Source organism: Roseomonas elaeocarpi, from assembly GCF_042433915.1.
Classification (GTDB): domain Bacteria; phylum Pseudomonadota; class Alphaproteobacteria; order Acetobacterales; family Acetobacteraceae; genus Roseomonas; species Roseomonas elaeocarpi.
In genome coordinates, this window is sequence record NZ_JBHLUN010000007.1 from 188,819 (window position 1) to 211,084 (window position 22,266).

The window sequence follows — 22,266 nt, forward strand, 5'->3', positions numbered from 1 at the left end:
CGGCGCGCGGGAAGGCGCCGCAGCGGACGCAGGATTGGCCCGCCCCTTCAGGCATCCATGCGCGGGTGGAAGATCGCGCCGCGCTCGGTCATGCGCCCCGAGCCCCGAGCCCCGAGCCCCGAGCCCCGAGCCCCGAGCCTCGGCCCACGCACCGCGGGCCGCCCGTCCGCGCCCCGGCGCGCCCCGCTGGCCGGATGCCCGCGCCCGGCGCAGGATCGCTCCCTCCACCACCACGAGAAGCAAGGAACCGCCGATGAGCGACCTCACCCGCGCGTCCGCCCGCGAACCGCTGCGCTGCCGGGTCCCGGCCGTGGCCACCCTCCAGACGGACAACGACCGCGTGCGCGTCATGCGCTGGGACTTCGCGCCCGGCGCCGAGACCGGGGCGCACCGGCACGGCTGGGCCTACGTCGTGGTGCCGATCACCGACGGCACGCTGCTGGTGGAAGCGCCCGACGGCACCGGCACCCGCGCCGAGCTCCGCGCCGGCCTGTCCTACGACCGCCCCGCGGGCGTCGAGCACAACGTCGTCAACGCCGGCGAGGCACCGCTGAGCTTCGTGGAGATCGAGATCAAGAGCTTTCCCGGCTGATCGGCTGATCGGCTGACCGGCTGACTAGCCAACTGGCGGGCTGACGGCTGGCGTGACCGACTGGCTTCGGGGCTGACCGGCCGAGGTGACTGCGGAGCGGAAGCGGCCGGCGGGCGGGTCGGACGGCGGCTTGCCCCGCCGTCGGCCCGGTCCTCCCGCCCCCGCTGTTGCGGCGGTCCGGCCCGCCGGGGCAGGATGGGCGCCATGGAACTGCGCGAAAGCGTCCCTTTGCGGGCCGGGCCCGGCGGCGCGCCGGTGGAATGCCCCGTCCGCTGGCAGCGCTCCAGCCGCGCCCGCCGCACCTCGCTGCGCATCGACGCCCGCTCGGGCGAGGTCGTGGTGACCCTTCCGCTCCGTGGCAGCCGGCGGCAGGGCATGGCGCTGCTGGGCAACCACGCCGACTGGGTGATGGAGCGCCTGTCCGCCCTGGCCCCCGCGGTGGCCTTCGCCGACGGGGCGGAGGTGCCGCTCGGCGGCATCCCGCACCGCATCCGCCACGACCCCGCCGCCCGCGCCGGCGTGTTTCTCCAGGACGGCGAGATCGTGGCCTCGGGCGAGGCTGCCTTTCTCGCCCGCCGGGTGGGCGACTTCCTGCGGGCCGAGGCGCGGCGACGCATCCTGCCGCTGGTGGCCCGCTACGCCGCGAGCCTGGGCGTGCGCGCCGGCGCGGTGCGGCTGAAGGACACGCGCTCGCGCTGGGGGTCCTGCGCGCCGGACGGCACGCTGGCCTTTTCCTGGCGCCTGGTGCTCGCGCCCGAATGGGTGATGGACTACGTCGTGGCGCACGAGGTCGCGCACCTGCGCGAGCTGAACCATTCTCCGCGCTTCTGGGCGGTGCTCCGCTCGATCAACCCGCATCACGAGGCGGCGCAGGACTGGCTGCGCCGGCACGGTGCCGGGCTGCTGCGGGTAGGTTGAACGGGACGAACCGGCTCGCGCCTCCCGGGCCGGGTCGCGGGCACTCCGGGCCCCGGAGCCGCGGGCCCGCGCGTTCTCCTGGGCGGGCTCCACGGCGCCGGTGATGGGAAGCGGCACGGCGCGGTCGCAGGCTCCATCCCGGAATGTGTTGCGCCGAAACGGAGTCGCGTATATAGGAATATTATCTTAGCCGGTGGGCCGGCCTTCCGGGGCGCGCGCCTCGCGGCAGCCCGGAGCCATCGCCGGCAGCCAGCCTGGGAAAACCCCCATCCGGGCAGCGGGCCGGCGGGGTTGGCCACCGCGCTTGGGACGGAACAGCACCATTCCGATTCGTGAGGTGGGCCCGAGAGCCACCCTGCTGCAACATAGGCGGCAGTGGCCCGCCAGGGGCCGGGATAGCCTGAACCATGCCCAAATTCTTCTTCGATATTCACGACGGCGAGCACTACCGGCGCGACCAGGAGGGCAGCGAACTGACCGATGGGGAAGCGGCGAGGCGCGAAGCCCTCGCGGTGCTCCCGGACATCGCCCGGGACAGGTCGCCGGGCGACAACCGGCGTGACTTCATCGTCGACGTGCGGGACGAAACGGACCGGCTCGTCTTCACCGCGACCCTGTCGCTGATGGCGCGCTGGATCGAGTGAGGCCGTTGCCGCCGGCGGAGCCTGCGCGGGCCGCCCGCACCATCCCGCGGGCGCCGGGCCGGGGCGCGACGTGGCCTGACGGTTCCCGACGTGCCGGTGGCTGGCCGGTGGTCAGCCTTTGCCCCGCTCGAAGCCTGTTCGACGCGACCCGAGTGGCTAGGCCGAGCCGGTGACGCCCCCATGCCGGAGCAGCGGCAGGAACCCGCGAGGCCGGTAAGAAAGTAAGATGGTAAGATAGTAAGGAAGTAAGGCGAACCAGCCGCGGCCACCCCCGCTGCCCTGCGCCGTTCCGGCGCCCGCCTGCTCCGGCCGCGCCAGCTTTCCCCGCCGCGCTGGCCGTTGCAGCGCCGGCCCTGGCTCCCGGCCTCCAGTCTGCCCTCGTTCCCGCCACCGGGACCCGGTTGCCACGGCCTGCCCGTTCGACCCCTTTGCCTTTCCTCGCGGGCCCTGCGCCTCCGTGCTGGCAGCCCCGCTTTGGCGGCGCAACGGGGCGCACCATGTCCAGCAACGATCCCGGCCGCCGCGGCCGGCCCGAACCAGGAGCGCGAGATGAAAGCTGTCGCCTACACGCACTGCCACCCGGTCGATCACCCGGACGTGCTGCTGGACCTCAACCTGCACGAGCCGCACGCGCCGCACGGCCACGACCTGCTGGTGGAGGTGCGGGCCGTGTCCGTGAACCCGGTGGACACCAAGGTCCGGCGCAACGCCGACCCGGCCGGCGAGCCGCGGGTGCTGGGCTTCGACGCGGCCGGCGTGGTGCGGGCCGTGGGGCCGGACGTGCGGCTGTTCCACGTGGGCGATGAGGTCTTCTACGCCGGTGCGGTCAACCGCCCCGGCAGCAATGCCGAGCTGCAGCTGGTCGATGAGCGCATCGTGGGCCGCCGGCCGCGCACGATCTCCTTCGCCGAGTCGGCTGCCCTGCCGCTCACCTCGCTGACGGCTTACGAGGCGCTGTTCGAGCGCATGGGCGTCCCGCGCGGGGGGCGTGAGCCGGTGCTGGTGACCGGCGGCGCCGGCGGCGTCGGCTCGGTGGCGATCCAGCTCCTGCGGCTGCTGACCGACCACACCGTGATCACCACCGCCTCGCGCCCGGAAACGCGCCAATGGTGCGAGAATCTCGGTGCCCACCACGTACTCGACCATTCCGGCGACCTCGCGGCGCAGGCGAAGGCGCTGGGCTATCCTGTGCGCTTCGTGTTCTCGACCACGGAAACGCCGCGCAACTGGGTGGCGCTGACGGATCTGCTGACCCCGGGCGGCACGATCGGCGTGATCGACGACCTGCACGACGCCGACGTGACGCGGCTGAAAAGCAAGTCCGGGCGGCTGGCCTGGGAATACATGTTCACCCGCGCCGTCCACAACACGCCCGACATTGCCGAGCAGCACCGCATCCTGGGAGAGGTGTCGCGCCTGGTGGACGAGGGCCGGCTCCGCACCACGCTGGGCCGGCACTTCGGCCGCATCAACGCCAGCAACCTTCAGCAGGCCCATGCCGCGGTGGAAAGCGGCACGATGCGCGGCAAGGCGGTGCTCGAGGGCTTCTGAGCCCGTTCCGCCGGGCGGGCATCGCGTGTGCCGGCCCGGCGGCCCCTCGCGCGGCACGGGCAAAGATGCTGCACTCGCGAGGTGCATCCCCAGCGACCGTCCTTCACGCCTCGCCACGCCGGCCCCGGGCCGGCGCAGTCCCCGGGCGGCGCAGCATGAAGGTGCTGCAGCCGCAGCCCGCCCATCCGCTGCTGCGGCGCCTCGACGCGCTGACCCGGCGACTCGACCGCTGGTCGATCAGCCTGTCGCCGCGCGCCGCCAGCCTCAGCGAAGGGGTGCGCGCCGCCGCCGCCTGCGCCCTGGTGATCCTCCTGATGGAGGTGACCGGCCAAGCCGAGCTGTCCTGGGCGGCGGTGGCGGCGCTGTGGACCTGCCTCGCCGATCCCGGCGGGCCCAGCCGGGCGCGGGCGCGGCTGCTGATGGGCTACGCCGCCACTTCCACGGTTTTCGCGCTGGCCGGGGCCGGGGCCGGGATGCTCGGCTGGGCGGCGGTGATCCCGGTGGTCTTCGCCTGCACCTTTCTCGGCAGCATGGGGCGCCTTTACGGCCAGGCGGTGACCCAGGCCGGGCTGCTGGCGGCGGTGGCCTGCGTGGTGGCGGCCGACCAGCCCTTCGCCGACGGCTGGGCGTTGCTGCGCTTCGGGCTGAGCTTCGTGGGCGGCGCGCTCTGGGCATTGGTTCTCAGCCTGACCCTGTGGCGCATCCATCCTTTCCGCCCCGCCCGTCGCGCGGTGGGCGAGGCGTTCCGTGCCCTGGCCGAGCTCACCGCCGACCTCGCCGCCCTGCCGCCCATGCCCGATGCCGCGGCGGGCAGCGCCTGGGCCCGCCACGCCCGCCAGCACCGGCGCGCGGTGCGCCTGGCCATCGAGGCCGCCCGCACCGCGCTTGACGGGGCGCTGCGCGACCGCGGCCTGGTGGAAACCACCGGCCGGCTGCTGCTGGCGCTCGAGGCGGCGGAGCGGATCTTTGCCCGGCTGATCGTGCTCGAGGACCAGCTGGAGGAAGGCGCCTCCCGGGGCGCCGCGCCGGCTTCCGCCACGCCCGTCCGGGCCATGCGGCAGCTGGCCGCGCTGCTGCACCGGGAAGCGCGGCTGCTCACCGCGGCCGAGCCGCCCGGCGCGCGCATGGAAGCGGCGCTGGCGCAGTTCGAGGCACTGCTCGGCACCGAGACGTCGCGCCCGGGCGCGGTGCCGGGGGCAGCGTCGGCGGCGACACCGGACGCGGCAACGGCGGGAAGCGCCCCTGGAGCGCCCCCTGGAGCGCCCCCGGGAACGGCCCCGGGAACGACCCCTGGCATGATCCCTGGAACGACCTCGGGCACGCCCCCAGGAACGCCCCTCGAAACGCCCCCTGGCACGGCGCTGGGCCTGGACACGCTGCGCGCCGTGGCGGCGGAGCTGCGCGCGATGCTGGGTGCGGCGCCGCTGCCGCCTTCGCGACAGCCGGTGGCGGTGCTGGGCTGGCGGGGCGCGCTGGCGGCGCTGCGCAACAATCTCGGCTGGGGGTCGCTGGTGTTCCGCCACGCCCTGCGCTCGGCCGTGCTGGTGGTGGTCGCCGTGCTCGTCACGCGCTGGCTGCACCTGCCGCAGGCCTACTGGGCCACCATGGCGGTGGTGCTGGTCCACCAGCCCGAGATCGCCACCACCTGGCCCCGCGCGGTGGAGCGCGCGGTGGGCAGCGTGCTGGGCGGGTTGCTGGCGGTGCTGCTGGGCTGGCTCCTGCCCGGACCCACGGCGCTGACGCTGGCGGTGTTTCCCTTGGCCATGGTCACCATGGCGCTACGCCCCGTCAGCTACGCCCTGTTCGTGTTCTTTCTCACGCCGCTCTTCGTGCTGCTGGTGGACCTGTCGCATCCGGGCGGCGCGCAGGCCTCGCTCGCGGGGCTCAGGGCGCTGGACAACGTCCTGGGCAGCGCCCTGGCGCTGGGCGGGGCGCTGCTGCTCTGGCCCGACCGGGCGCCGCACCGGCTGCGCTTCGCCCTGGCGGACGCGCTCTCGGCCAACGGTGCCTACGCCGCCGCGGTGTTCGGCGCCCCGGGCGCGGAGCGCGACGCGGCCCGTCGCGCCGCCGGCCTCGCCAGCACCAACGCCGAAACGGTGCGCGAGCGCGCGGCCCGCGAGCCACGGCGCAGCGCCGCGCAGCTCGAGGCCGCGGCCAGCCTGCTGACGCTGCAGCGCCGCCTGGCGGGCGTCAGCACCACGGCCTGGCTGCAGCCCGAGGCACCCGCGCCGGCGGGCTTCGGCGCCTGGGTTGCGGCGGCCACCGTCGCCATCGCCCGGGCCCTGCGTGAGGCGCAGCCGCCCGCCACCCTGCCGCCCGCCCCGGGCGAGGGCGCGCTGCCGCCCTCGGCTCGCCGCACCGCCGAGCTGCTGCGGCTGATGCACCAGGCGGGCGGGCGCTTCCTGGCCTGACGCGCCCGCTTGCCGTAACCTCGCGCCCCGGAACTCCGCCCCGGAACTTCGCCCCCCGGCAGGTGCCGGGCGCGCGGACGGGCAGATCAAGGAACACCGGGCATGATCGTTCTCGTGACGGGCGCCACCGCCGGCTTCGGCGCGGCCATCGCGCACCGCTTCGCCGCCGACGGGGCGCGCATCATCGCGGCCGGCCGCCGGGCCGAGCGGCTCGACGCGCTGCGCCGGGAGATCGGCGAGGACCGCGTCCTTCCCATGGTGCTGGACGTGCGCGACCGTGAGGCCGTGGCCAAGGCCGTGGAGTCGCTGCCCGCCGACTGGGCCGAGATCGACCTGCTGGTGAACAATGCCGGCCTGGCCAAGGGCCTCGGTCCGGCCCAGGAAGCCGACCTCGACGACTGGGACGCCATGGTGGACACCAACGTGAAGGGGCTGGTCTACGTCACCCGCGCGGTGCTGCCCGGCATGGTGGCGCGCAACCGCGGCCACATCGTCAACATCGGCTCCACCGCGGCCGAATGGCCTTATGCCGGCGGCAACGTGTACGGCGCCACCAAGGCCTTCGTGCATCAGTTCTCGCTGAACCTGCGCACCGACCTGTTCGGCACGGCCGTGCGGGTGACCGACGTGCAGCCGGGCCTGGTCGGCGGCACCGAGTTCAGCAACGTCCGCTTCGGCGACGACGCCAAGGCGGCCGCGGTCTATGCCGGCGCCGATGCGCTGACGCCCGAGGACATCGCCGACACCGTGCACTGGGTCGCCAGCCGCCCGGCGCGGGTGAACGTGAACACCCTCCAGGTGATGCCGGTCTGCCAGAGCTTCGCGGGGCTGAAGGTCAACAAGCCGGGGCAGTAAGCGGAACCACCGGTGGGGGAGGGCGGAACGGTCCACCCGCCTCCGCTCGGGGGATTGACCGGGTAGGCTGCCCGGGTGGGTTGCCGCGGGGACGTGCCGGTGGGCTGCCCGGCGCAGGCAGTTCGGCACCCTCCGTGAGTGCCCGCCCGCCCGCACTGTCCGAGCGGTGACGCGCCGGGGACGGGCGCTCCGCCCGTCCGGCCAGGAGGTTCAGGCGCCGGGGCGGCGGGGCTGCGGCGCCCGGTATTCTTCGGGGGAAATCGTTCATGGACCTGCGCGAGGCGACACCGGACGACGCCGACGGCATGAGCCGCGTCCTGCGCGAGATCATCGCGGCAACCGGGCGGGAACGTCCCAGCGATCCCGACTTCGTGCTGCGGAACTACGTCCGGAACCCTGCCGGCATCCGCTGCTCCGTCGCGGTGGAGGAGGACGGCGCGGTGCTGGGCTTCCAGTCGCTGATCCGGGCGACGGCGGGGAACCGCTACGGCGTGCCGGAAGGCTGGGGGATCATCGGCACCCACATCAGTCCGAGCGCCCATCGCCGGGGCGTCGGAACCGCGCTCTTCGCCAGCAGCCGGGCCGCCGCGGCGGGGGCGGGGCTGCGGAAGATCGACGCCTATATCGGCGCCGCCAACGAGGCCGCGCTCCGCTACTACGAGGCGGTCGGGTTCCGGACCTACCGCGAAACCGCGGACACGGTGCAGAAGGTCTTCGAGCTCGGCTGAGCGTTTCGGGCCCGGCCGTCGCGGCGGCCGACCGGCCCTTGTGTGACACCGGTGACATGCGACGTGGCGGCCCACCGGCCCACCGGCCCACCGGCCCACCGGCCCACCGGCCCACCGGCCCACCGGCCATGGGGCGGTACCGGCGGCAGGCGACACATTCCCGCGGCGGCGTCCGTCCGACTCACCTGGCCGACCCACTGAGCCGACCCACTGAGCCAGCCCACCAGGCCACGCGGGGGCGCATCGCGGTCAGGGCTAGAGGGCGAGCGCCCCCAGCGCGAGCATCAGGGCCGGCAGCATCACCAGCACGCCCAGCCGCAGGAACTGCCCGTCGCTGACCGTCAGGCCCTCTCGCCGGATCACCGCCATCCAGAGGATGGTGGCCAGCGAACCCGTGACCGACAGGTTCGGCCCGAGGTCCACCCCGATCAGGATCGCCCCCGGCAACACCCCCGCACCGCCCGCCGCCTGCACCACGGCCCCTGCGAGCAGCCCGGCGGGCAGGTTGTTGGTCACGTTGGTGCCGAGGCCCACGATCGCCCCGGCGGCCAGGGCGGTCCCGGTGCCGCCACCCCGCACCAGCCCGGCCAGCGCCCCCACGGCCCCCGTGGCTTCCAGCGCCTCCACCAGCACGAAGAGCCCGGCCACCAGCGGCAGGATACCCCAGGAAATGCCGCCGAGGATCGGCCCGAAGCCCCGGCGCGTCGTCAGCGCCACGGCCAGCGCCGTCGCGCCCGAGGCCAGAAAGGTCGGCCAGCCCAGATCGATCCCGGCCGCGGAAGCGCTCAGCATCGCCACCACCGTCGCGCCGATCCCGACGCCCGCCACCCGGCCGCCCCGCGACAGCGGCACCGGCGCGACCGCCGGCGCGATCGGCTCGGCCAGCACCCGCCGCTGCGTCAGCCAGAGGCTCGCGTAGGTCGCGGCGATCGCCGCCGCCGAGGGCAGGGTGAAGCGCAGCAGCCACTCCCCGAGCGGCGGCATGTGCCCGCCGAACACCACGAGGTTCGCCGGGTTCGAGATAGGCAGCACGAAGGAGGCCGCGTTGCTCACGAAGGCGCAAGCGTAGAGGTGCGGCATCGGCTTCGCGCCCGCCGCCCGCGCCGCCGCCAGGACGGCGGGCGTCAGCACCACCGCCGTGGCGTCGTTGCTCAGGAAGGCCGTGGTCAGCACGCCCACGCCGTAGACCACGGCCAGCAGGCGCGTGCCCGAGCCGTGTGCCGCCCGCACCGCGAAAACCGCCAGCCAATCGAACAACCCTTCCCGGCGGCCGACCTCGGCCAGCAGCATCATTCCCAGCAGGAAAAGGTAGACGTCGCGGCCCCGCAGCACGCCGCGCCAGGCCAGCTCGGGCGGCAGCAGCCCGGTCAGGACCAGGGTCGCGGCACCCGCCACCGCCCAGACCGCTTCGGGCCAGCGGAACGGCCGCAGGATCACCCCCGCCGTTGCCAGCAGGGCGACGAGCCACACCGCGGGGGCGGGGGCGATCAGGGCTGACATGGAGGCTGCCTCAGGCGGAGGGCTGGGCCACGGCGCCCGCGGGTGGTGACGGCCGGTCGGCGCCCGCGCGCTCCGGCAGGGTTTCCGGCATCAGCAGGAGGTAGCCCAGGAAGCCCGCCGCGGCGATCGCCCCCAGCACGAGAAAGGCGGCGGAGTACCCCGCCCAGACGATCACGCCGCCGGCCAGGCTGGCGCTCAGCGCCGCACCCAGGCCCTGCGCCGTGGCCACCGCGCCCTGGCTCACGTTGAAGCGCCCCGTCCCGCGCGTCAGGTCCGCCACCACCACGGGAAACAGCGCGCCGAAGATCCCGGCGCCCACCCCGTCCAGCGTCTGCACGCCCAGCAGCCAGGCCGGATGGTCGGAGACGGGGTAGAGCAGCCCGCGCAGCGCCAGCACGCCAAAGGCGGCCAGGAAGATCGGCTTGCGCCCCCAGCGGTCGGCCCGGGCGCCCACCAGCATCGCCATCGGCACCATCACGCACTGCGCCGCCACGATGCAGGCCGCGATCAGCGAGGTGGCGTGGTCCTTGCCCACCACCTGCGTCAGCTTCTGCCCCACGGTCGGCAGCATCGCCGCGTTGGCCAGGTGAAAGCTGGCCATGAGCGCCGCGAAGATCAGCAGCGGCCGGCAGGTGAGCAGCGCCTTCCAGGCGGAGGGTTCCTCGTGCCCGTCCTTGCCGTCCTGCTCCTCCCCCATCCCGCGCGCCAGGTCGTCGTTGATCGCCCGGGCAGGGATCAGCAGCATCGCCCCGATGCTCGCCGCGGCGAGCCCGGCCATGATCCAGAACACCACCACCGGCCCGAAGGCGTAGGCCGTGACGGCGGCGAGCGCCGCTGAGGCCGCGTTGCCCCCGTGGTTGAAGGCCTCGTTGCGTCCGATCCGGCGGGAAAAGGCTTTCGGGCCCACCACGCCGAGCGTGATCGCGGCCAGTGCCGGCGGGAACACCGCCCCGGCGATGCCGGCGAGCGACTGCGTCGCCGCGACGGCGTAGAAGCCGGAGATGAAGGGCAGCGCAAGGCAGCTCACGGTCACGGCCAGGGCGGCCGCGACGACCACGGCGCGCTTGTGCCGGGTGCGGTCGATCAGCGCGCCGGCCGGGGTCTGCGCGACGAGGCCGGCGATGGCGGCGATGGTGATGACCAGCCCGATCGTCGCCTCGTTCCAGCCCCGCTCCGGCCCCCGCACCGCGAGGAGGTAGATGGCGAGGTAGGGGCCGAGCCCGTCCCGCACGTCCGCCAGGAAGAAGTTGAGCGCATCCAGGCCCCGCGCGATGCGCCCGGGTGGCTCCCCCATGGTGGCCTGGGACGGGGCGGCGGCAGGGGACATGGGGGATCTCTGGGTGGCAGGAGCTGCAACGCGCGTCGCCGTGGCCCGGTTTGCTTCACCCTTCCGGGAAGCCGGCGGCCGGGCTGGCGCCGATCCGGAGGTGCGCGGACCCGGGCGGGCGAGGTTGATGCGCGAACCGAGGCGGGTCGGACCCTGGAGCGCCGGGCTTTCCACCGTTGCCAACCCGGCCTGCGCCTCCGCCTTGCCGGAAGCACGGTCCGGCCGCTGCCGGATGGCCTCCGCGCCGCCGTCGTGGCATGGCTTGCCGGGGACGGGAGGGCGCGATGAGCCTGCAGCTATGGCTGGTCTACCTCGCCGCAGCGATGGGGCTTTCGCTCACGCCGGGGCCGAACGGGCTGCTCGCCCTGACCCATGGCGCCCGCTTCGGCCTGCGGCCGACCGTTTGGACGGTGCTCGGCGGCGCGCTGGGCTTCCTGCTGCTGATCGCGGCCTCGCTCGCCGGCATGGGGGCGCTACTCGCGGCCTCGGGAACGGCGTTCACGGCAGCGAAGTGGGTTGGTGCCGCCTACCTCGTGTTTCTCGGCGTGCGGCTGTGGCGCTCCCCGGCGCCGGTGGTGGTCACCGGGGCCTCCGGGCGGCCCGGGCGGGAGGTGGCCCGGCCGCTGCGGCTGTTCGCGGACGGGTTCCTCGTCGCGGCGTCGAACCCCAAGGCGATGCTGTTCTTCGCGGCCTTTCTGCCGCAGTTCATGGTGCCCGGCACCGCCTTCGCCTCGCAGTTCCTGCTGCTGGGCGGCACCTTCGCGGTGGTGGAGGTGATCTACGAGCTGCTGCTGGCCGGTCTCGCGGGCCGGATCGCGCCCTGGCTCGCGCGCCATGCGCGGCTGTTCAACCGCGTGACGGGCGGCACCTTCGTGGGGATCGGGGCGGTGCTGGCCAGCGCGAGCCGCTGACGCCGGGCGCGGGGCTGCGCGGGCCAGGGGCGTCGGAACGGTCGGCTCCCGCGGCCGCAATCCCGCCCGTCGCGCGGACCGGCGCCGCGGCTGACCGCCAGGGACGGGCCGCTCAGGACGCGGGCGAGGCGGCAGGCCTGACCACCGGAGCCCGGCGGCGTGGCGGCCCCTCCGGATCGGGGCGCGGCGTTGCCGGAACCCTCCGGTCAGCGGCCACCCCGATGGTACACCTCAGACCCGGAAGCCGCGCAGCGCCGCGAGGGGGGTCACCCCTTCCGCCGCGGCCAGCGCGTCGAGGCTGTCGGGCGCCAGCGCGGCGCTGAGGCCGTTGAGCACCCAAACGCAGTCCAGTCCCGAGTTCCGCGCGCCCGCCAGGTCGGTGCGCGGCCCGTCGCCGATCGCCAGCGTCCGCTCCGGCGCGGTGCCCAGGCGGCGCAGCACCGGGCCGTAAACGGTGGGATCGGGCTTGCCGACCTCGAAGATCTCGCGCTGGCCCATCTCCCGGTACACGTCGGCGAAGGCGCCGGCGCAGAGCAGCACCTGACCGTTCACCACCACCTCGCGATCGGGGTTCACGCAGACCATGGGCAGGTTGCGCGCAGCACAGGCGGCCAGAACCTCGCGGTAAGGTTCGGTGCTGGTGGGGCCGAGTGCCGGGTCGGGGCCGGTGTTGAGCAGGAAGTCGGCCTCGGCCACCTGGCTGACCAAGTCGAGCTCGACATCCTCGATCACGCTGAGGTCGGTGGCCGGGCCCAGGTGATAGGCGCGGCGGCCCAGCGCCGCGAACCAGGGATGGGTGCGGCCGTGCAGCAGCTCCCACGTCACCTCGCCCGAGGTCACCACCGCGTCGTAGTGGTCAGGACCCAGGCCGTAGCCGGCGAGCTGCCGCTCCACCACCCAGGAGCGGCGCGGGGCGTTGCTGAGAAAGACGAGGCGCTTGCCGCGCTCGCGCACCAGCAGCAGCGCTTCCGTGACGCCCGGATAGGCGGTGACGCCGTCATGCACCACGCCCCAAAGGTCCACCACGAAGCCGTCGTAGCGGTCGAGCAGCGGCGTGATGCCGTCCAGGATATCCATCAGCCCAGCTTTCCCGTTGCCTTGGTGCCCGTCGCCCCGGTGCCCATGGAGTTGGCGCCCGCAGCGTTCGCGCCCATCGCCTTGATGCCCGTCGCTTCGGTGCCCGTCCTGCCGGCGGTTCCCGCCACGTCGGCGCCCACCGCGTCGGCCACCCGCGCGAAACCGTCGCGCCGCAGAAGGGCTGCCAGCCCGCGCCGGATCTCACCCACCACCGCCGGGCCACGATAGGCTAGTGCGGCGTAGAGCTGCACCAGCGAGGCGCCGGCGCGGATCTTGCGGTAGGCCTGCTCGGCGGAACCCACGCCGCCGGCCCCCACCAGCACCAGCCGCCCGGCCGCCAAGCGGTAGACTTCCGCCAGCATCGCGGTGGAGGGGACGAAGAGCGGCTCGCCCGACAGCCCGCCGGCCTCGGTCCGGTGCGCCGAGCGCAGCGTGTCCGGGCGGGCCAGCGTGGTGTTGCTGACGATGATCCCGGCGACCCCGGTCGCCACGCAGGTTTCCACCAGCGCCGGCAGCGCCTCATGCGCGAGGTCGGGGGCGATCTTGAGCAGCAGCGGCGGTTGCTGCGCCAGCGCCGCCCGGCGCGCCATGGTGGCGCCCAGGATCGCGCGCAGCCGTTCCTCGCCCTGGAGGTCGCGCAGGCCCGGCGTGTTGGGGGATGACACGTTCAGCGTCACGTAGTCGGCATGGGGCGCCACAGCGGCGAACAGCGCCGGGTAGTCGCGCTCCGGATCGGCGCCCTCCTTGTTGATGCCGATATTGGCGCCGAGCACCGCGGGCAGGGGCCGGCGCAGCGCGGCGAGCCGCGCGACGTAGCGGTCGAGCCCGCCGTTGTTGAAGCCCATGCGGTTGATCACCGCGGCATCCTCGGTGAGGCGGAACAGGCGCGGGCGCGGGTTGCCGCCCTGCGGGCGCAGCGTGACGGTGCCGGCCTCCACCAGCCCGAAGCCGAGGTTCATCAGCGGCAGCACCGCCTCGGCATCCTTGTCGAAGCCCGCCGCCAGCCCGACCGGGTTGCGGAAGCGCAGGCCCAGCACCTCGGTGTGCAGCACCGCGTCGTCGGGCGCGCGGTCGCGGCCGGCCAGCCCCAGGCGCAGCGCCCGCAGGGCGGCGCCGTGGGCGCGTTCCGGGTCCATCGATCGCATGGCCGGCATCAGCACCGAAGCGAGTGCTGGCGTCATGGTGCGACAGCCGGGATGGGCGAGGGGAGGCGGGGCGGCGTGGTCATTCCGGGCCCCTTCTGCCGCAGCCGCGCGGGTGGGGGAAGCGCGACCCTGCGGATCCTGGGCCAGGGCTGCCGCGCGGAGGCGTGGCGCCCCCGGACGTGCAGGGAAGGAGCCGGCCGCCCGGGTTGTCCTACCTCGCCGGGGTGAGCATCCCCAGGCGCGTGGGGATGGAACCGGCATCCACCGCTTCACCGGCCGTGAGGCAGGGCGATCCCGGTGGGCGTGGGAAGAGGCGCAGGCGAGAAGCTCATTGTTCCCCAGCGCGCGATCTCCAACGCCCGGGAAGGAGAAGACTCAGCCGCTGGTTCTGATGTGGCCGGCGTGCAACTTCAACCATGTGGGGAAGCCCCGGACGGCCACGCCGGACAGGGCAGTGCCGCCGGCCTCCCGGCGTGGCTTGACCGCCGACCGTGCCGCCCTGACAAGCCACGGCAACGTCGTCCCGGCGAGAAGGGCGGCCGACACGGGGTAAGGACGGGAGCCGGCTTGCGCGGACCCTTGCTGCTGCTGGCCGCGCTGGGCCTCTTCGCCCTGCTGGATGCCAATTCCAAGCTGCTGTCCGGCCATTACCCGCCGGCCGAGGTCCTGGCGGTGCGCTACGCCACGATGCTGGTGGGGCTGCTGCTGCTGCGGCTCGCGCGCCCGGGACTCGGCGGCAGCCTCGGCACGCGCCACCCCCGGCTGCACCTCCTGCGCGCCGCGGCGATGCTGGGGGCGAGCGGCGGCTTCCTCATGTCTCTGCGCGGGTTGACGCTGGCGCAGGGCTACCTCGTCTACTTCCTGGCGCCCTTCATGATCCTGACGCTCTCGGCGCTGGTGCTGCGCGAGCGCGTGCCCCGCGCCACCTGGGGCTGGTGCGCCCTGGGCTTCAGCGGCGTGCTGGTGGCGCTGGCGCCCGCGATCACCGGCGGCGGGCCGCTGCATTCCTACGGCTGGGCGCTGCTGGGCACCGCCTCCTACGCCACGGTGATGACGGTGAACCGCTACCTGCGGCACGAGGCCGGCATGGCGCGGCTGATCCTGTGGTCGGCGGTGCCGGGCATGCTGGTGCTACTGCCCTTCGTGGCGGAAGGCTGGATCACGCCGACACCATTCGACGCGCTGGCGATGGCCGCCAACGGCGCGCTGTCGGGCACCGCGACGCTGTGCCTGGCGGGTGCCTTCCGCTCCGCCCCGGCCTCCCGCCTGGCGCCGCTGGAGTTCAGCGCGTTGGCCTACGCCGTGGTGCTGGACCTCCTGGTCTGGGGGGCACTGCCGGATTCGCATGCCATGGCGGGGGCGGTGGTGGTGGCCCTGGCCGGGGTGATGAGCCAGCGCCGCGCCGCCACGGCATGACGCCTGGGGAATGACACTCAAGGCATGAGGTCCGGGGCCAGGCATGACGTCCGGCGTCCGACGCCCAGGAAATGACGTCCGGGGCATGAGGCTTCGACCGGCCCCAGCCCGTTCCCGCCGCGGTCGTCCCCGCCGCGGTCATCCCTGCCGTGGGGCGCCAGGGCCTTCGCCTTCCGATCATCCCTGGCCAAGCCGGGCGGCGCGGGCCAGAACCCCTTCATGACCCCGACGCGCCTCTTCCTGATCCGCCACGCCATCGTGGAGCCTTCGGCGCGGCTGACCATGTACGGCGACATGGACGTGTCGCTCTGCGCCCTGGCGCTGGCGGCGGAGCAGGTGTCGCATGCCTGGCTGGCCGAGCGGCTGCCGCGCCCCGCCCGCTGGTTCTGCACCCCGCTCAGCCGCACCCGCGCCACGGCGGAGGCGATCTTCGCCGGCGGCTACGGCGAGGAGGAGCTCACCGTGCTGCCCGACATGCGCGAGCAGAACCTGGGCGAGTGGCAGGGCCTGACGCACGAGCAGTTCACCGCCCTGCTGCGCGACCCGCCGCACCCCTTCTGGCCCCATTCGGCCGAGGAGCGCCCGCCGGGGGGCGAGAGCATCGGCGACGTGGTGGCGCGCGTCGGGCCCGTGCTGGAAGGGCTGGTGCGCGACCACGCCGGCGAGGACCTGGTGATCGTGGCCCATGGCGGCACGATCCGCGCCTCGGTGGCGCATGCCATGGGGCTGACCGGGCACCAGGCCTTTCAGCTCTCGGTGCGCAACCTGTCGCTGACGCGGCTGGAGAACCATGGCGGGCAGTGGCGGGTGGCCTCGGTGAACGAGGAGCCGCCGGGACTCTCGGCCCTGCACTGACGGAGGCCGGGCGGCGCGTGCGACGGAGCTGGTCAGGTGCTTCGACAGGGCCGTCCGGCGCGACGGCGGGGGGGCTCGGGGGCCAGGATCGGGCATGATCCCCTCCATCGGATAGGGTCGCCGCGCTGTGCCCGGCGGGGAGCAATGGCGGGGTCGGCCGGCTTCCCAAACACGGCCATAGTTTCGCCCACGGAACACCACAGCGCATCGCGAGTTTGGTTCCCCTGGCCGATCCGGGCTACAAGCGCGGCCTGAGACAAGGGGTTGGGGGAGTTTGCTCATGCGCCGTGCGATCTCGATGCTGTTGCTGGCATCCCTGGCGGCACCGCTCGCCGCCTGCGGCAGCGCCGGGGTGATCCCGCCTGCCGCGGAACAGCAGGCGCTGGTGGACCGTTCCACGCTGACGGTGCAGGAGATGCTGAGCGAGAACGACCCCAACGGCGCCCGCGATGCCCGGGACGCCCTGCGCAGGGCCCGCGCCGCGGTGATCTGCCCGCGCGTGTTCCGCGCCGGCTTCCTCGTGGGCGGGCAGGGCGGCACCTGCGTGCTGGTGGCGCGCGACGGGGCGGGCTCCTGGTCCTCGCCCTCCTTCTACAGCATGGGCTCCGGCTCGCTCGGGCTGCAGATCGGGCTGCAGGACATGCAGGTCATGATGCTGATCCTGACCGACAAGGGCTTGAGGGCGGTGCTGGACAACCAGTTCAAGTTCGGCGGCGACATCTCGATCGCCATCGCCACGGTGGGCGGCGGCATCGCCGGGGCGACCACCACGGCGGTGGGGGCGGATATCGTGGCCTATGCCCGCACGCGCGGCCTTTACGCCGGGCTGACGCTGGAAGGCACGGTGCTCAGCCCTTACCGTGAGGCGGACCAGGCCTATTACGGCCGGCCCGTCAGCAGCCGGCAGATCGTGATCGACATGGCGGCGCATAACCCGGCGGCCGACCCGCTGCGCGCGGTGCTGATGCAGTACAGTGCCCCTGCGGCCGCACAGGGCTACGCCCCGCCCGGCGGGCCGGGGATGATGCCGCAGCAGCCCTACTCGCCGGCGACCTCCGGCTACGGCAGCAGCGGCGCGGTGCAGCGCGAACAGCTGCGCTGACATTTGTCCGGAGGTGCCCAGGATTTCCATTCTCCCTTGTGGTAGCCTGGAAAGTTGGGCATCCGGTCTTCCCGCGTCCACCATCCCCTCGGAAGGGAATCAGACCAGCCGGGCGTCAGTCAGCTTCATCGGCTTCCTCCTGCCGGCGGCGCAGATCGACCGCCCGCTGCTCTCGGTCGAGCACCATGCGCGTCATCGTCATGATGTCGGCCGCCGTCGGCGCCAGCCTCTGCGCCTCGAACCAGAGCTTGCAGGCATGGCCAGTGTCGGCGACGGCGATCAGCGCATCCTCGATGTCACCCGAACACGGGGACTTTCGCAGGATGGCCAAGTGCTCCTCGAAAGCGGAGGAGTGACGAGAACTGCTCATGCGGTGCGTCCTTCGCGGATAGAGGCCCGGGCAGCGTCGGCCAGGAAGGCCGAGCGGTTCATGCCGCGCTGCTTAGCGGTGGCGTCGATGGCGGCGAGCAGACCTTCCTCGATGGTGACGTTCAGCCGTACTGCGCGGCCGGGCAACTCGGCACGCACTAGAATACGGGCGAACTCCTCCACCTCAGGATCGCGCTCGACGTCCTCCAGGGGGGTGGGCTCGGGGATGGCTTCGCCGTCCTCGATCATGCCGCGCAGGTGCAGCGCCAAGCCGACCTCCGCCTGGGCGGCGGCATGCTCGGTGGTGTCGCCTGCGGAGACGCAACCGGGAAGATCAGGGAACGACACCCCGAACCCATCGCTGCTGCGCTCCAAAATAGCCGGATAGTACCGGATCGCCATTCAGGTCTCTCCTGTCTGGTCTCTAGGACTAAGGGCGGCAGCCCCGGTGTTAGCGGAGCTTCACACCTGTCTGCCTTTCCAGGCTTTTAATAGTTCCGATAGGGAGTTCCCTGTTCGGATGGGGGACGGTGGCGCGTCCCGGTTTGGTCGGATGTTTGAATTGCTTGTGGCTGCCTGCCTGAGCGACTTCGAACCATCCGTCCGCTTCGATGGCAGCTATCACCGCCTTGCTGCTGACCGTTCTTCCCATCCGGGCCCCGTCGCTCTGGTGTGTATAGATACGCGTCAGAGACGGGCATTGTCCACGGGTAATGTGTGCGAGTGTGTATACGCCAGCGCTGTCAGGTATGGGCGATCCGACAACTGCAAGAGCTTCGCTATCTGAGTGGTGAGCGTGGCATACGCAGTGGCGCGGACGAGGCGCTGATCAGAACGGCAACCGGGTAAGCATCTAATTTGCCGGGTATAAAGCTGGGTACGTGGAAGGTGCAACGCGCAAGGAATGGCGGAAATCCGCTATTTTTAGGTGCCGTCAGATCAGAGAGAACAACTGCGCTGACCAGTGTAGGCAGGGGCGAGGAGCCACCCCGCCCGCTCAGCGGAAGCGGCTGAGGCCGCGGCGCAGCGCCCCGTCCTCGTCGTCGAGCATGCCCTCGCGCAGGAACAGGTCGATCAGCACCAGGCTGACGTTGAACTTCACCGCATCGCCGTCGCGCACCGCCTCGAGCACGCGCCGTGCTGGCCAGAGCTCGAAGCGCTCCACTTCGTCGTCGCCGGGTACCGGGGTGAAGTCTTCCGGCAGCTCCAGGTCGAAGCAGTGGAGGATGTCGCGCCGTAGTCCTTCCCCCTCGTTGCGCATGACGTAGGACACGGCACCGACCTCGCGCGCTTTCGTGGCCAGGGCGCGGGGCATGCTCGCTTCCTCCTCCGCTTCCTTGAGCAGGGTTTCCGTGGGCGACAGCCCGGCCGGAACGCCGCCCGCCACCACGTTGTCGAGCTTGCCCGGTGCGAGCGCCTTGTTGCGCGCCCGCCAGCCCACCCAGAGGTGCAGCCCGTCGGCGCGGCGCACCAGCCCGTTAAGGTGCGCGCCGCGGCTGAGGATGCCCAGGAAGGCCACCGCCGCGCGGTCGATCCGCGCCAGCACCGGCCCGTCGGGCGTCGCGCGGACGTCGAAGGGTTCGTCGCGCAGCCGCAGCCGGCCCAGGCGCACCAGCTCCGCCGTCAGGGCCGACAGAACCGTGGTCCGTGCCTCCGCGTCGGGAAGGGAGGGGTCGAGCGCCACGCCGTCGGCCGAGGGAAACAGGTGCGGCGAGAGCAGCGGCAGCTCCTCGGCCAGTCTCGGCGGCAGCCAGCCCACCACCTGGCCCGCCACCCGCAGCGGCAGGTCGTCGCCGAAGCTTTCGGCGTTGTTGCAGGCCTCGATGTGGCGGAGGAAGCGATGATCCATGCTTCCCACATGCGCCCCGCCGCACGGGGCCGCAACCACGGGGACGCCGCGCGACGGTAACACCAGGCGGTGAGGCTGGGAGCGCGTGGGGAGGGCGCCGGAAGGTCGCGCCCGGCTGAGCCATCGCGCCAGCCCATGGGCGCCGCCCACCGGCGGGGTTTGCCGATCCGCCCGCGCCGCCCATCTTGCGGGCAATGACCTCCGACGTGAATCGCCCGAATGCCGCCCGCTGATCCCGCGACCTTGCCCCGCCCCGCCGGGCCGGGACAGGTCCAGGCCGCGCCCCTGACGCCGCCCGAGGCGCTGGGCTCCGGCATGACCGCCTCCGCGCTGCCCGCCGCCGACGCGCCGCGCGGGCACCTGCACACGCTGCGCCGCCTGGCCCCCTACCTCTGGCCGCGCAACGCGCGGGAGCTGCGGCTGCGCGTGGTGGTGGCGATGCTGATGCTGGTGGCGGCCAAGATCGCCAACGTCTTCGTGCCGCTGGCCTATGCCCGCGCGGTGGACGCGCTGACGCCGCACGGCACCGCCTCGATCGCCGCGGTGCCGGTGGCGATGGTCCTGGGATACGGGTTGCTGCGCGTGGCGACCTCGCTGCTGGGGGAGCTGCGCGACGCCATCTTCGTGAAGGTGCAGGCGCGCGCCGCGCGGCAGATCGCGGCGCAGGTGTTCCAGCACCTCCACGCCCTGTCGCTGCGCTTCCACCTCGACCGGCAGACGGGCGGGCTGAGCCGCCTGATCGAGCGCGGCACGCGGGGCATCAACTTCGTGCTGGACTTCATGCTGTTCAGCATCGTGCCCACGATCTTCGAGATCCTGCTGGTGGCGGTGATCCTGTGGCGGATGTTCTCGTTCAGCTTCGCCGCGGTGACGCTGGGCACGATCGGGCTCTACATCGCCTTCACGCTGAGCTTCACCAACTGGCGCCTGCGCTTCCGGCGCGAGATGAACCAGATGGACCAGGACGCCAACACCAAGGCGGTGGACAGCCTGCTCAACTTCGAGACGGTGAAGTATTTCGGCAACGAGCGGCACGAGGAGCGTCGCTACGACGCGGCGCTGGCCAGCTACGAGCGCGCCTATGTCCGCTCGGAAACCTCGCTCAACGCGCTGAACATGGGGCAGGCCACCATCATCGCGGGCGGGCTGACGGCGGTGATGCTGATGGCGGCCAGCCGGGTTGCGGCCGGCACCATGACGGTGGGCGACTTCGTGCTGGTGAACACCTACCTGATCCAGCTCTACCTGCCGCTGAACATGCTGGGCTTCGTGTATCGTGAGGTGAAGCAGGGGCTGGTGGACATGGACAGCATGTTCACCCTGCTGCGCGAACCGCAGGAAGTGTCCGACCCGCCGGGTGCGCAGCCGCTGCCGCCCGGCCCCGGCGAGGTCCGCTTCCGCGACGTCCGCTTCGGCTACCGCCCCGACCGCGCCATCCTGAAGGGGCTGAGCTTCACGGTGCCGCCGGGCCGGACGCTGGCGATCGTGGGGCCGACCGGTGCCGGCAAGTCCACCGTGTCGCGGCTGCTGTTCCGCTTCTACGACGTGTCGGGCGGCGCGGTGTCGGTGGACGGCCACGACGTGCGGGCGGTGACGCAGGAATCGCTGCGCGCGGCGATCGGCGTGGTGCCGCAGGACACGGTGCTGTTCAACGACACCATCCGCTACAACATCGCCTATGGCCGCCCCGACGCGACCCAGGCCGAGATCGAGGAAGCGGCGAGGCTCGCCCAGGTGCATGACTTCGTGCTGCGTCTGCCCGATGGCTACGACACAAGGGTGGGCGAGCGCGGGCTGAAGTTGTCGGGCGGCGAGAAGCAGCGCGTCGCCATCGCGCGCACCATCCTGAAGAACCCGCGCATCCTGATCCTCGATGAGGCGACCTCGGCGCTCGACACCCGCACCGAGAGCGAGATCCAGTCCGCCCTGCGCGGCGTGTCGCGCGGCCGCACCACGCTGGTGATCGCCCACCGGCTGAGCACCGTGGTGGATGCGGACGAGATCATCGTGCTGGCCGAGGGGCAGGTGGCCGAGCGCGGCTCCCACGCCGCGCTGCTGGCCGCGGGCGGCACCTACGCCGCCATGTGGCGCCGCCAGTCCGAGGCGGTGGCGGCGGCGGAAGCGGCCGCGGCGGCCGACCTCGCCGCGCCGCGCGACCCGGACAGCGCCCGCCGACGGCTGGGTGGCGGGCCGGAGGCGGGGGAAGGCGGCACGGCCGCGCGGGGCACCTCCGCCACGCGGGGGTCTTCCGCTGAGGTTCCGGCGTGACCATCTGCCGCCCGGTAAGCACGACCAACACAGGAGAGCCCTGATGGCCAACGAGAACCAGGGCAACCGCCTTGACGAGATGGCGCCCGAGGACCTGAGCCATGCCGGCTCCATCGTGGACAAGGCGATCGAGTACATGACGGAACAGAACATCGCCCCGATCTCGGTGGCCTCGGCCCTGCTGGGCGGCGCGCTGGGCCTGATGGCGCGTTCCATGGAGGACAAGGCCGTGGCGCGGGTGCTGCGCTCGGCGCTCGAGTCGGTGGAGCGGGGCGAGCTGGCGCAGATGCGCGGCACCCATTCCTGAGCCATCGCTTCCCGGCCGGGGCGGGCTGTGATTCCCACCCCGTAACTTGACGCGGCCGGTCGGCTGGGCCATAGGCCCGCCTTCCCGCGCGATCGCGAATATACCAGAGGTTTCCATCATGTCCCGCCGCTGCGACATCACCGGCAAGGGCGTGCTGACCGGCAACAACGTCAGCCACGCCAACAACAAGACCCGCCGGCGCTACCTGCCGAACCTGCAGCAGGCCTCGTTCTTCTCCGACGTGCTCGGCACCTCGGTGCAGATGCGCCTGTCCACCAACGGCATCCGCACGGTGGAGCACAATGGCGGCCTCGATGCCTTCCTGCTCGGCACGCCCGATCGCAAGCTCGGCACCGAGGCCCTGGTCCTGAAGCGCCGCATCGGCCGCGCCCAGGCCAAGAAGCAGGCCGCCTGATTTAGCCTTTGTTTGCCATCCTCCCC

Annotated in this window: 22 protein-coding genes; 14 read left to right on the forward strand and 8 right to left on the reverse strand. The window is 72.9% G+C overall.

The window, feature by feature from the left end:
* Window positions 1-253 precede the first annotated feature (253 nt).
* From ACFFGY_RS10960 to ACFFGY_RS10990, 7 genes are all read left to right on the forward strand, one after another.
* Window positions 254-592, forward strand: coding sequence for a cupin domain-containing protein (locus tag ACFFGY_RS10960; RefSeq protein WP_377044526.1), 339 nt, complete (start codon window positions 254-256; stop codon window positions 590-592).
* Window positions 593-796: 204 nt separating this feature from the next.
* Window positions 797-1,510 (forward strand): M48 family metallopeptidase, encoded by a 714-nt coding sequence (locus ACFFGY_RS10965; RefSeq protein WP_377044527.1) that lies wholly within the window; start codon window positions 797-799, stop codon window positions 1,508-1,510.
* Between the two features lie 407 nt (window positions 1,511-1,917).
* Window positions 1,918-2,154: a DUF6894 family protein gene (locus tag ACFFGY_RS10970; protein WP_377044528.1), complete on the forward strand. Its 237-nt coding sequence runs from the start codon at window positions 1,918-1,920 to the stop codon at window positions 2,152-2,154.
* 549 nt (window positions 2,155-2,703) lie between these two features.
* Complete coding sequence (locus tag ACFFGY_RS10975; protein ID WP_377044529.1) at window positions 2,704-3,705, forward strand: zinc-binding alcohol dehydrogenase family protein; 1,002 nt, start codon at window positions 2,704-2,706, stop codon at window positions 3,703-3,705.
* 155 nt (window positions 3,706-3,860) lie between these two features.
* Complete coding sequence (locus ACFFGY_RS10980) at window positions 3,861-6,116, forward strand: FUSC family protein (RefSeq protein ID WP_377044530.1); 2,256 nt, start codon at window positions 3,861-3,863, stop codon at window positions 6,114-6,116.
* Between the two features lie 102 nt (window positions 6,117-6,218).
* Window positions 6,219-6,971 (forward strand): SDR family NAD(P)-dependent oxidoreductase, encoded by a 753-nt coding sequence (locus tag ACFFGY_RS10985; protein ID WP_377044531.1) that lies wholly within the window; start codon window positions 6,219-6,221, stop codon window positions 6,969-6,971.
* A gap of 266 nt (window positions 6,972-7,237) precedes the next feature.
* Window positions 7,238-7,699: a GNAT family N-acetyltransferase gene (locus ACFFGY_RS10990; RefSeq protein ID WP_377044532.1), complete on the forward strand. Its 462-nt coding sequence runs from the start codon at window positions 7,238-7,240 to the stop codon at window positions 7,697-7,699.
* A 255-nt stretch (window positions 7,700-7,954) separates the two neighbouring features.
* Here the strand turns inward: ACFFGY_RS10990 and ACFFGY_RS10995 are convergent, their stop codons facing one another.
* Both ACFFGY_RS10995 and ACFFGY_RS11000 read right to left on the reverse strand, forming a co-directional pair.
* Complete coding sequence (locus ACFFGY_RS10995) at window positions 7,955-9,199, reverse strand: arsenic transporter (RefSeq protein WP_377044533.1); 1,245 nt, start codon at window positions 9,197-9,199, stop codon at window positions 7,955-7,957.
* A 10-nt stretch (window positions 9,200-9,209) separates the two neighbouring features.
* The gene (locus tag ACFFGY_RS11000; protein ID WP_377044534.1) at window positions 9,210-10,526 is read right to left on the reverse strand and encodes an MFS transporter; all 1,317 of its coding nucleotides are present in this window, start codon (window positions 10,524-10,526) and stop codon (window positions 9,210-9,212) included.
* Window positions 10,527-10,810: 284 nt separating this feature from the next.
* On the opposite strand from ACFFGY_RS11000, the gene ACFFGY_RS11005 reads away from it, so the two are divergent.
* On the forward strand, window positions 10,811-11,437 hold the full coding sequence (locus ACFFGY_RS11005) for a LysE family translocator (protein ID WP_377044535.1): 627 nt from the start codon (window positions 10,811-10,813) through the stop codon (window positions 11,435-11,437).
* Between the two features lie 231 nt (window positions 11,438-11,668).
* Here ACFFGY_RS11005 and ACFFGY_RS11010 read toward each other — a convergent pair whose 3' ends face one another.
* Entirely contained in the window at window positions 11,669-12,514 is an 846-nt protein-coding gene (locus ACFFGY_RS11010; protein WP_377044536.1) for a TIGR01459 family HAD-type hydrolase, read from the reverse strand.
* Entirely contained in the window at window positions 12,514-13,695 is a 1,182-nt protein-coding gene (locus tag ACFFGY_RS11015) for a quinone-dependent dihydroorotate dehydrogenase (protein ID WP_377044537.1), read from the reverse strand. Before ACFFGY_RS11015 ends, ACFFGY_RS11010 begins: the two co-directional genes overlap by 1 nt.
* A gap of 531 nt (window positions 13,696-14,226) precedes the next feature.
* On the opposite strand from ACFFGY_RS11015, the gene ACFFGY_RS11020 reads away from it, so the two are divergent.
* The 3 genes from ACFFGY_RS11020 to ACFFGY_RS11030 all read left to right on the forward strand — a co-directional run bounded on the left by ACFFGY_RS11020 (window position 14,227) and on the right by ACFFGY_RS11030 (window position 17,032).
* Window positions 14,227-15,075, forward strand: a complete 849-nt coding sequence (locus tag ACFFGY_RS11020) for a DMT family transporter (RefSeq protein ID WP_377044538.1) — start codon at window positions 14,227-14,229, stop codon at window positions 15,073-15,075.
* A gap of 219 nt (window positions 15,076-15,294) precedes the next feature.
* Complete coding sequence (locus tag ACFFGY_RS11025; protein ID WP_377044539.1) at window positions 15,295-15,930, forward strand: histidine phosphatase family protein; 636 nt, start codon at window positions 15,295-15,297, stop codon at window positions 15,928-15,930.
* Window positions 15,931-16,210: 280 nt separating this feature from the next.
* Complete coding sequence (locus ACFFGY_RS11030; RefSeq protein ID WP_377044540.1) at window positions 16,211-17,032, forward strand: lipid-binding SYLF domain-containing protein; 822 nt, start codon at window positions 16,211-16,213, stop codon at window positions 17,030-17,032.
* 115 nt (window positions 17,033-17,147) lie between these two features.
* On the opposite strand, the gene ACFFGY_RS11035 is transcribed toward ACFFGY_RS11030, so the two are convergent.
* The 4 genes from ACFFGY_RS11035 to ACFFGY_RS11050 form a co-directional block, all read right to left on the reverse strand.
* Window positions 17,148-17,402: a hypothetical protein gene (locus ACFFGY_RS11035; protein ID WP_377044541.1), complete on the reverse strand. Its 255-nt coding sequence runs from the start codon at window positions 17,400-17,402 to the stop codon at window positions 17,148-17,150.
* Window positions 17,399-17,803, reverse strand: coding sequence for a type II toxin-antitoxin system HicB family antitoxin (locus ACFFGY_RS11040; protein ID WP_377044542.1), 405 nt, complete (start codon window positions 17,801-17,803; stop codon window positions 17,399-17,401). Before ACFFGY_RS11040 ends, ACFFGY_RS11035 begins: the two co-directional genes overlap by 4 nt.
* Before the next feature lie 49 nt (window positions 17,804-17,852).
* Complete coding sequence (locus tag ACFFGY_RS11045; RefSeq protein ID WP_377044543.1) at window positions 17,853-18,053, reverse strand: type II toxin-antitoxin system HicA family toxin; 201 nt, start codon at window positions 18,051-18,053, stop codon at window positions 17,853-17,855.
* A 345-nt stretch (window positions 18,054-18,398) separates the two neighbouring features.
* A complete protein-coding gene (locus ACFFGY_RS11050) occupies window positions 18,399-19,250 on the reverse strand; it encodes an NUDIX hydrolase (protein WP_377044544.1) in 852 nt (283 codons plus the stop codon).
* A gap of 315 nt (window positions 19,251-19,565) precedes the next feature.
* Between ACFFGY_RS11050 and ACFFGY_RS11055 the strand changes: the two genes are divergently transcribed.
* From ACFFGY_RS11055 to rpmB, 3 genes are all read left to right on the forward strand, one after another.
* A complete protein-coding gene (locus ACFFGY_RS11055; protein ID WP_377044618.1) occupies window positions 19,566-21,518 on the forward strand; it encodes an ABCB family ABC transporter ATP-binding protein/permease in 1,953 nt (650 codons plus the stop codon).
* A 43-nt stretch (window positions 21,519-21,561) separates the two neighbouring features.
* Window positions 21,562-21,825 (forward strand): hypothetical protein, encoded by a 264-nt coding sequence (locus tag ACFFGY_RS11060; protein WP_377044545.1) that lies wholly within the window; start codon window positions 21,562-21,564, stop codon window positions 21,823-21,825.
* Window positions 21,826-21,943: 118 nt separating this feature from the next.
* Entirely contained in the window at window positions 21,944-22,240 is a 297-nt protein-coding gene (gene rpmB / locus ACFFGY_RS11065) for a 50S ribosomal protein L28 (RefSeq protein ID WP_377044546.1), read from the forward strand.
* Window positions 22,241-22,266 lie beyond the last annotated feature (26 nt).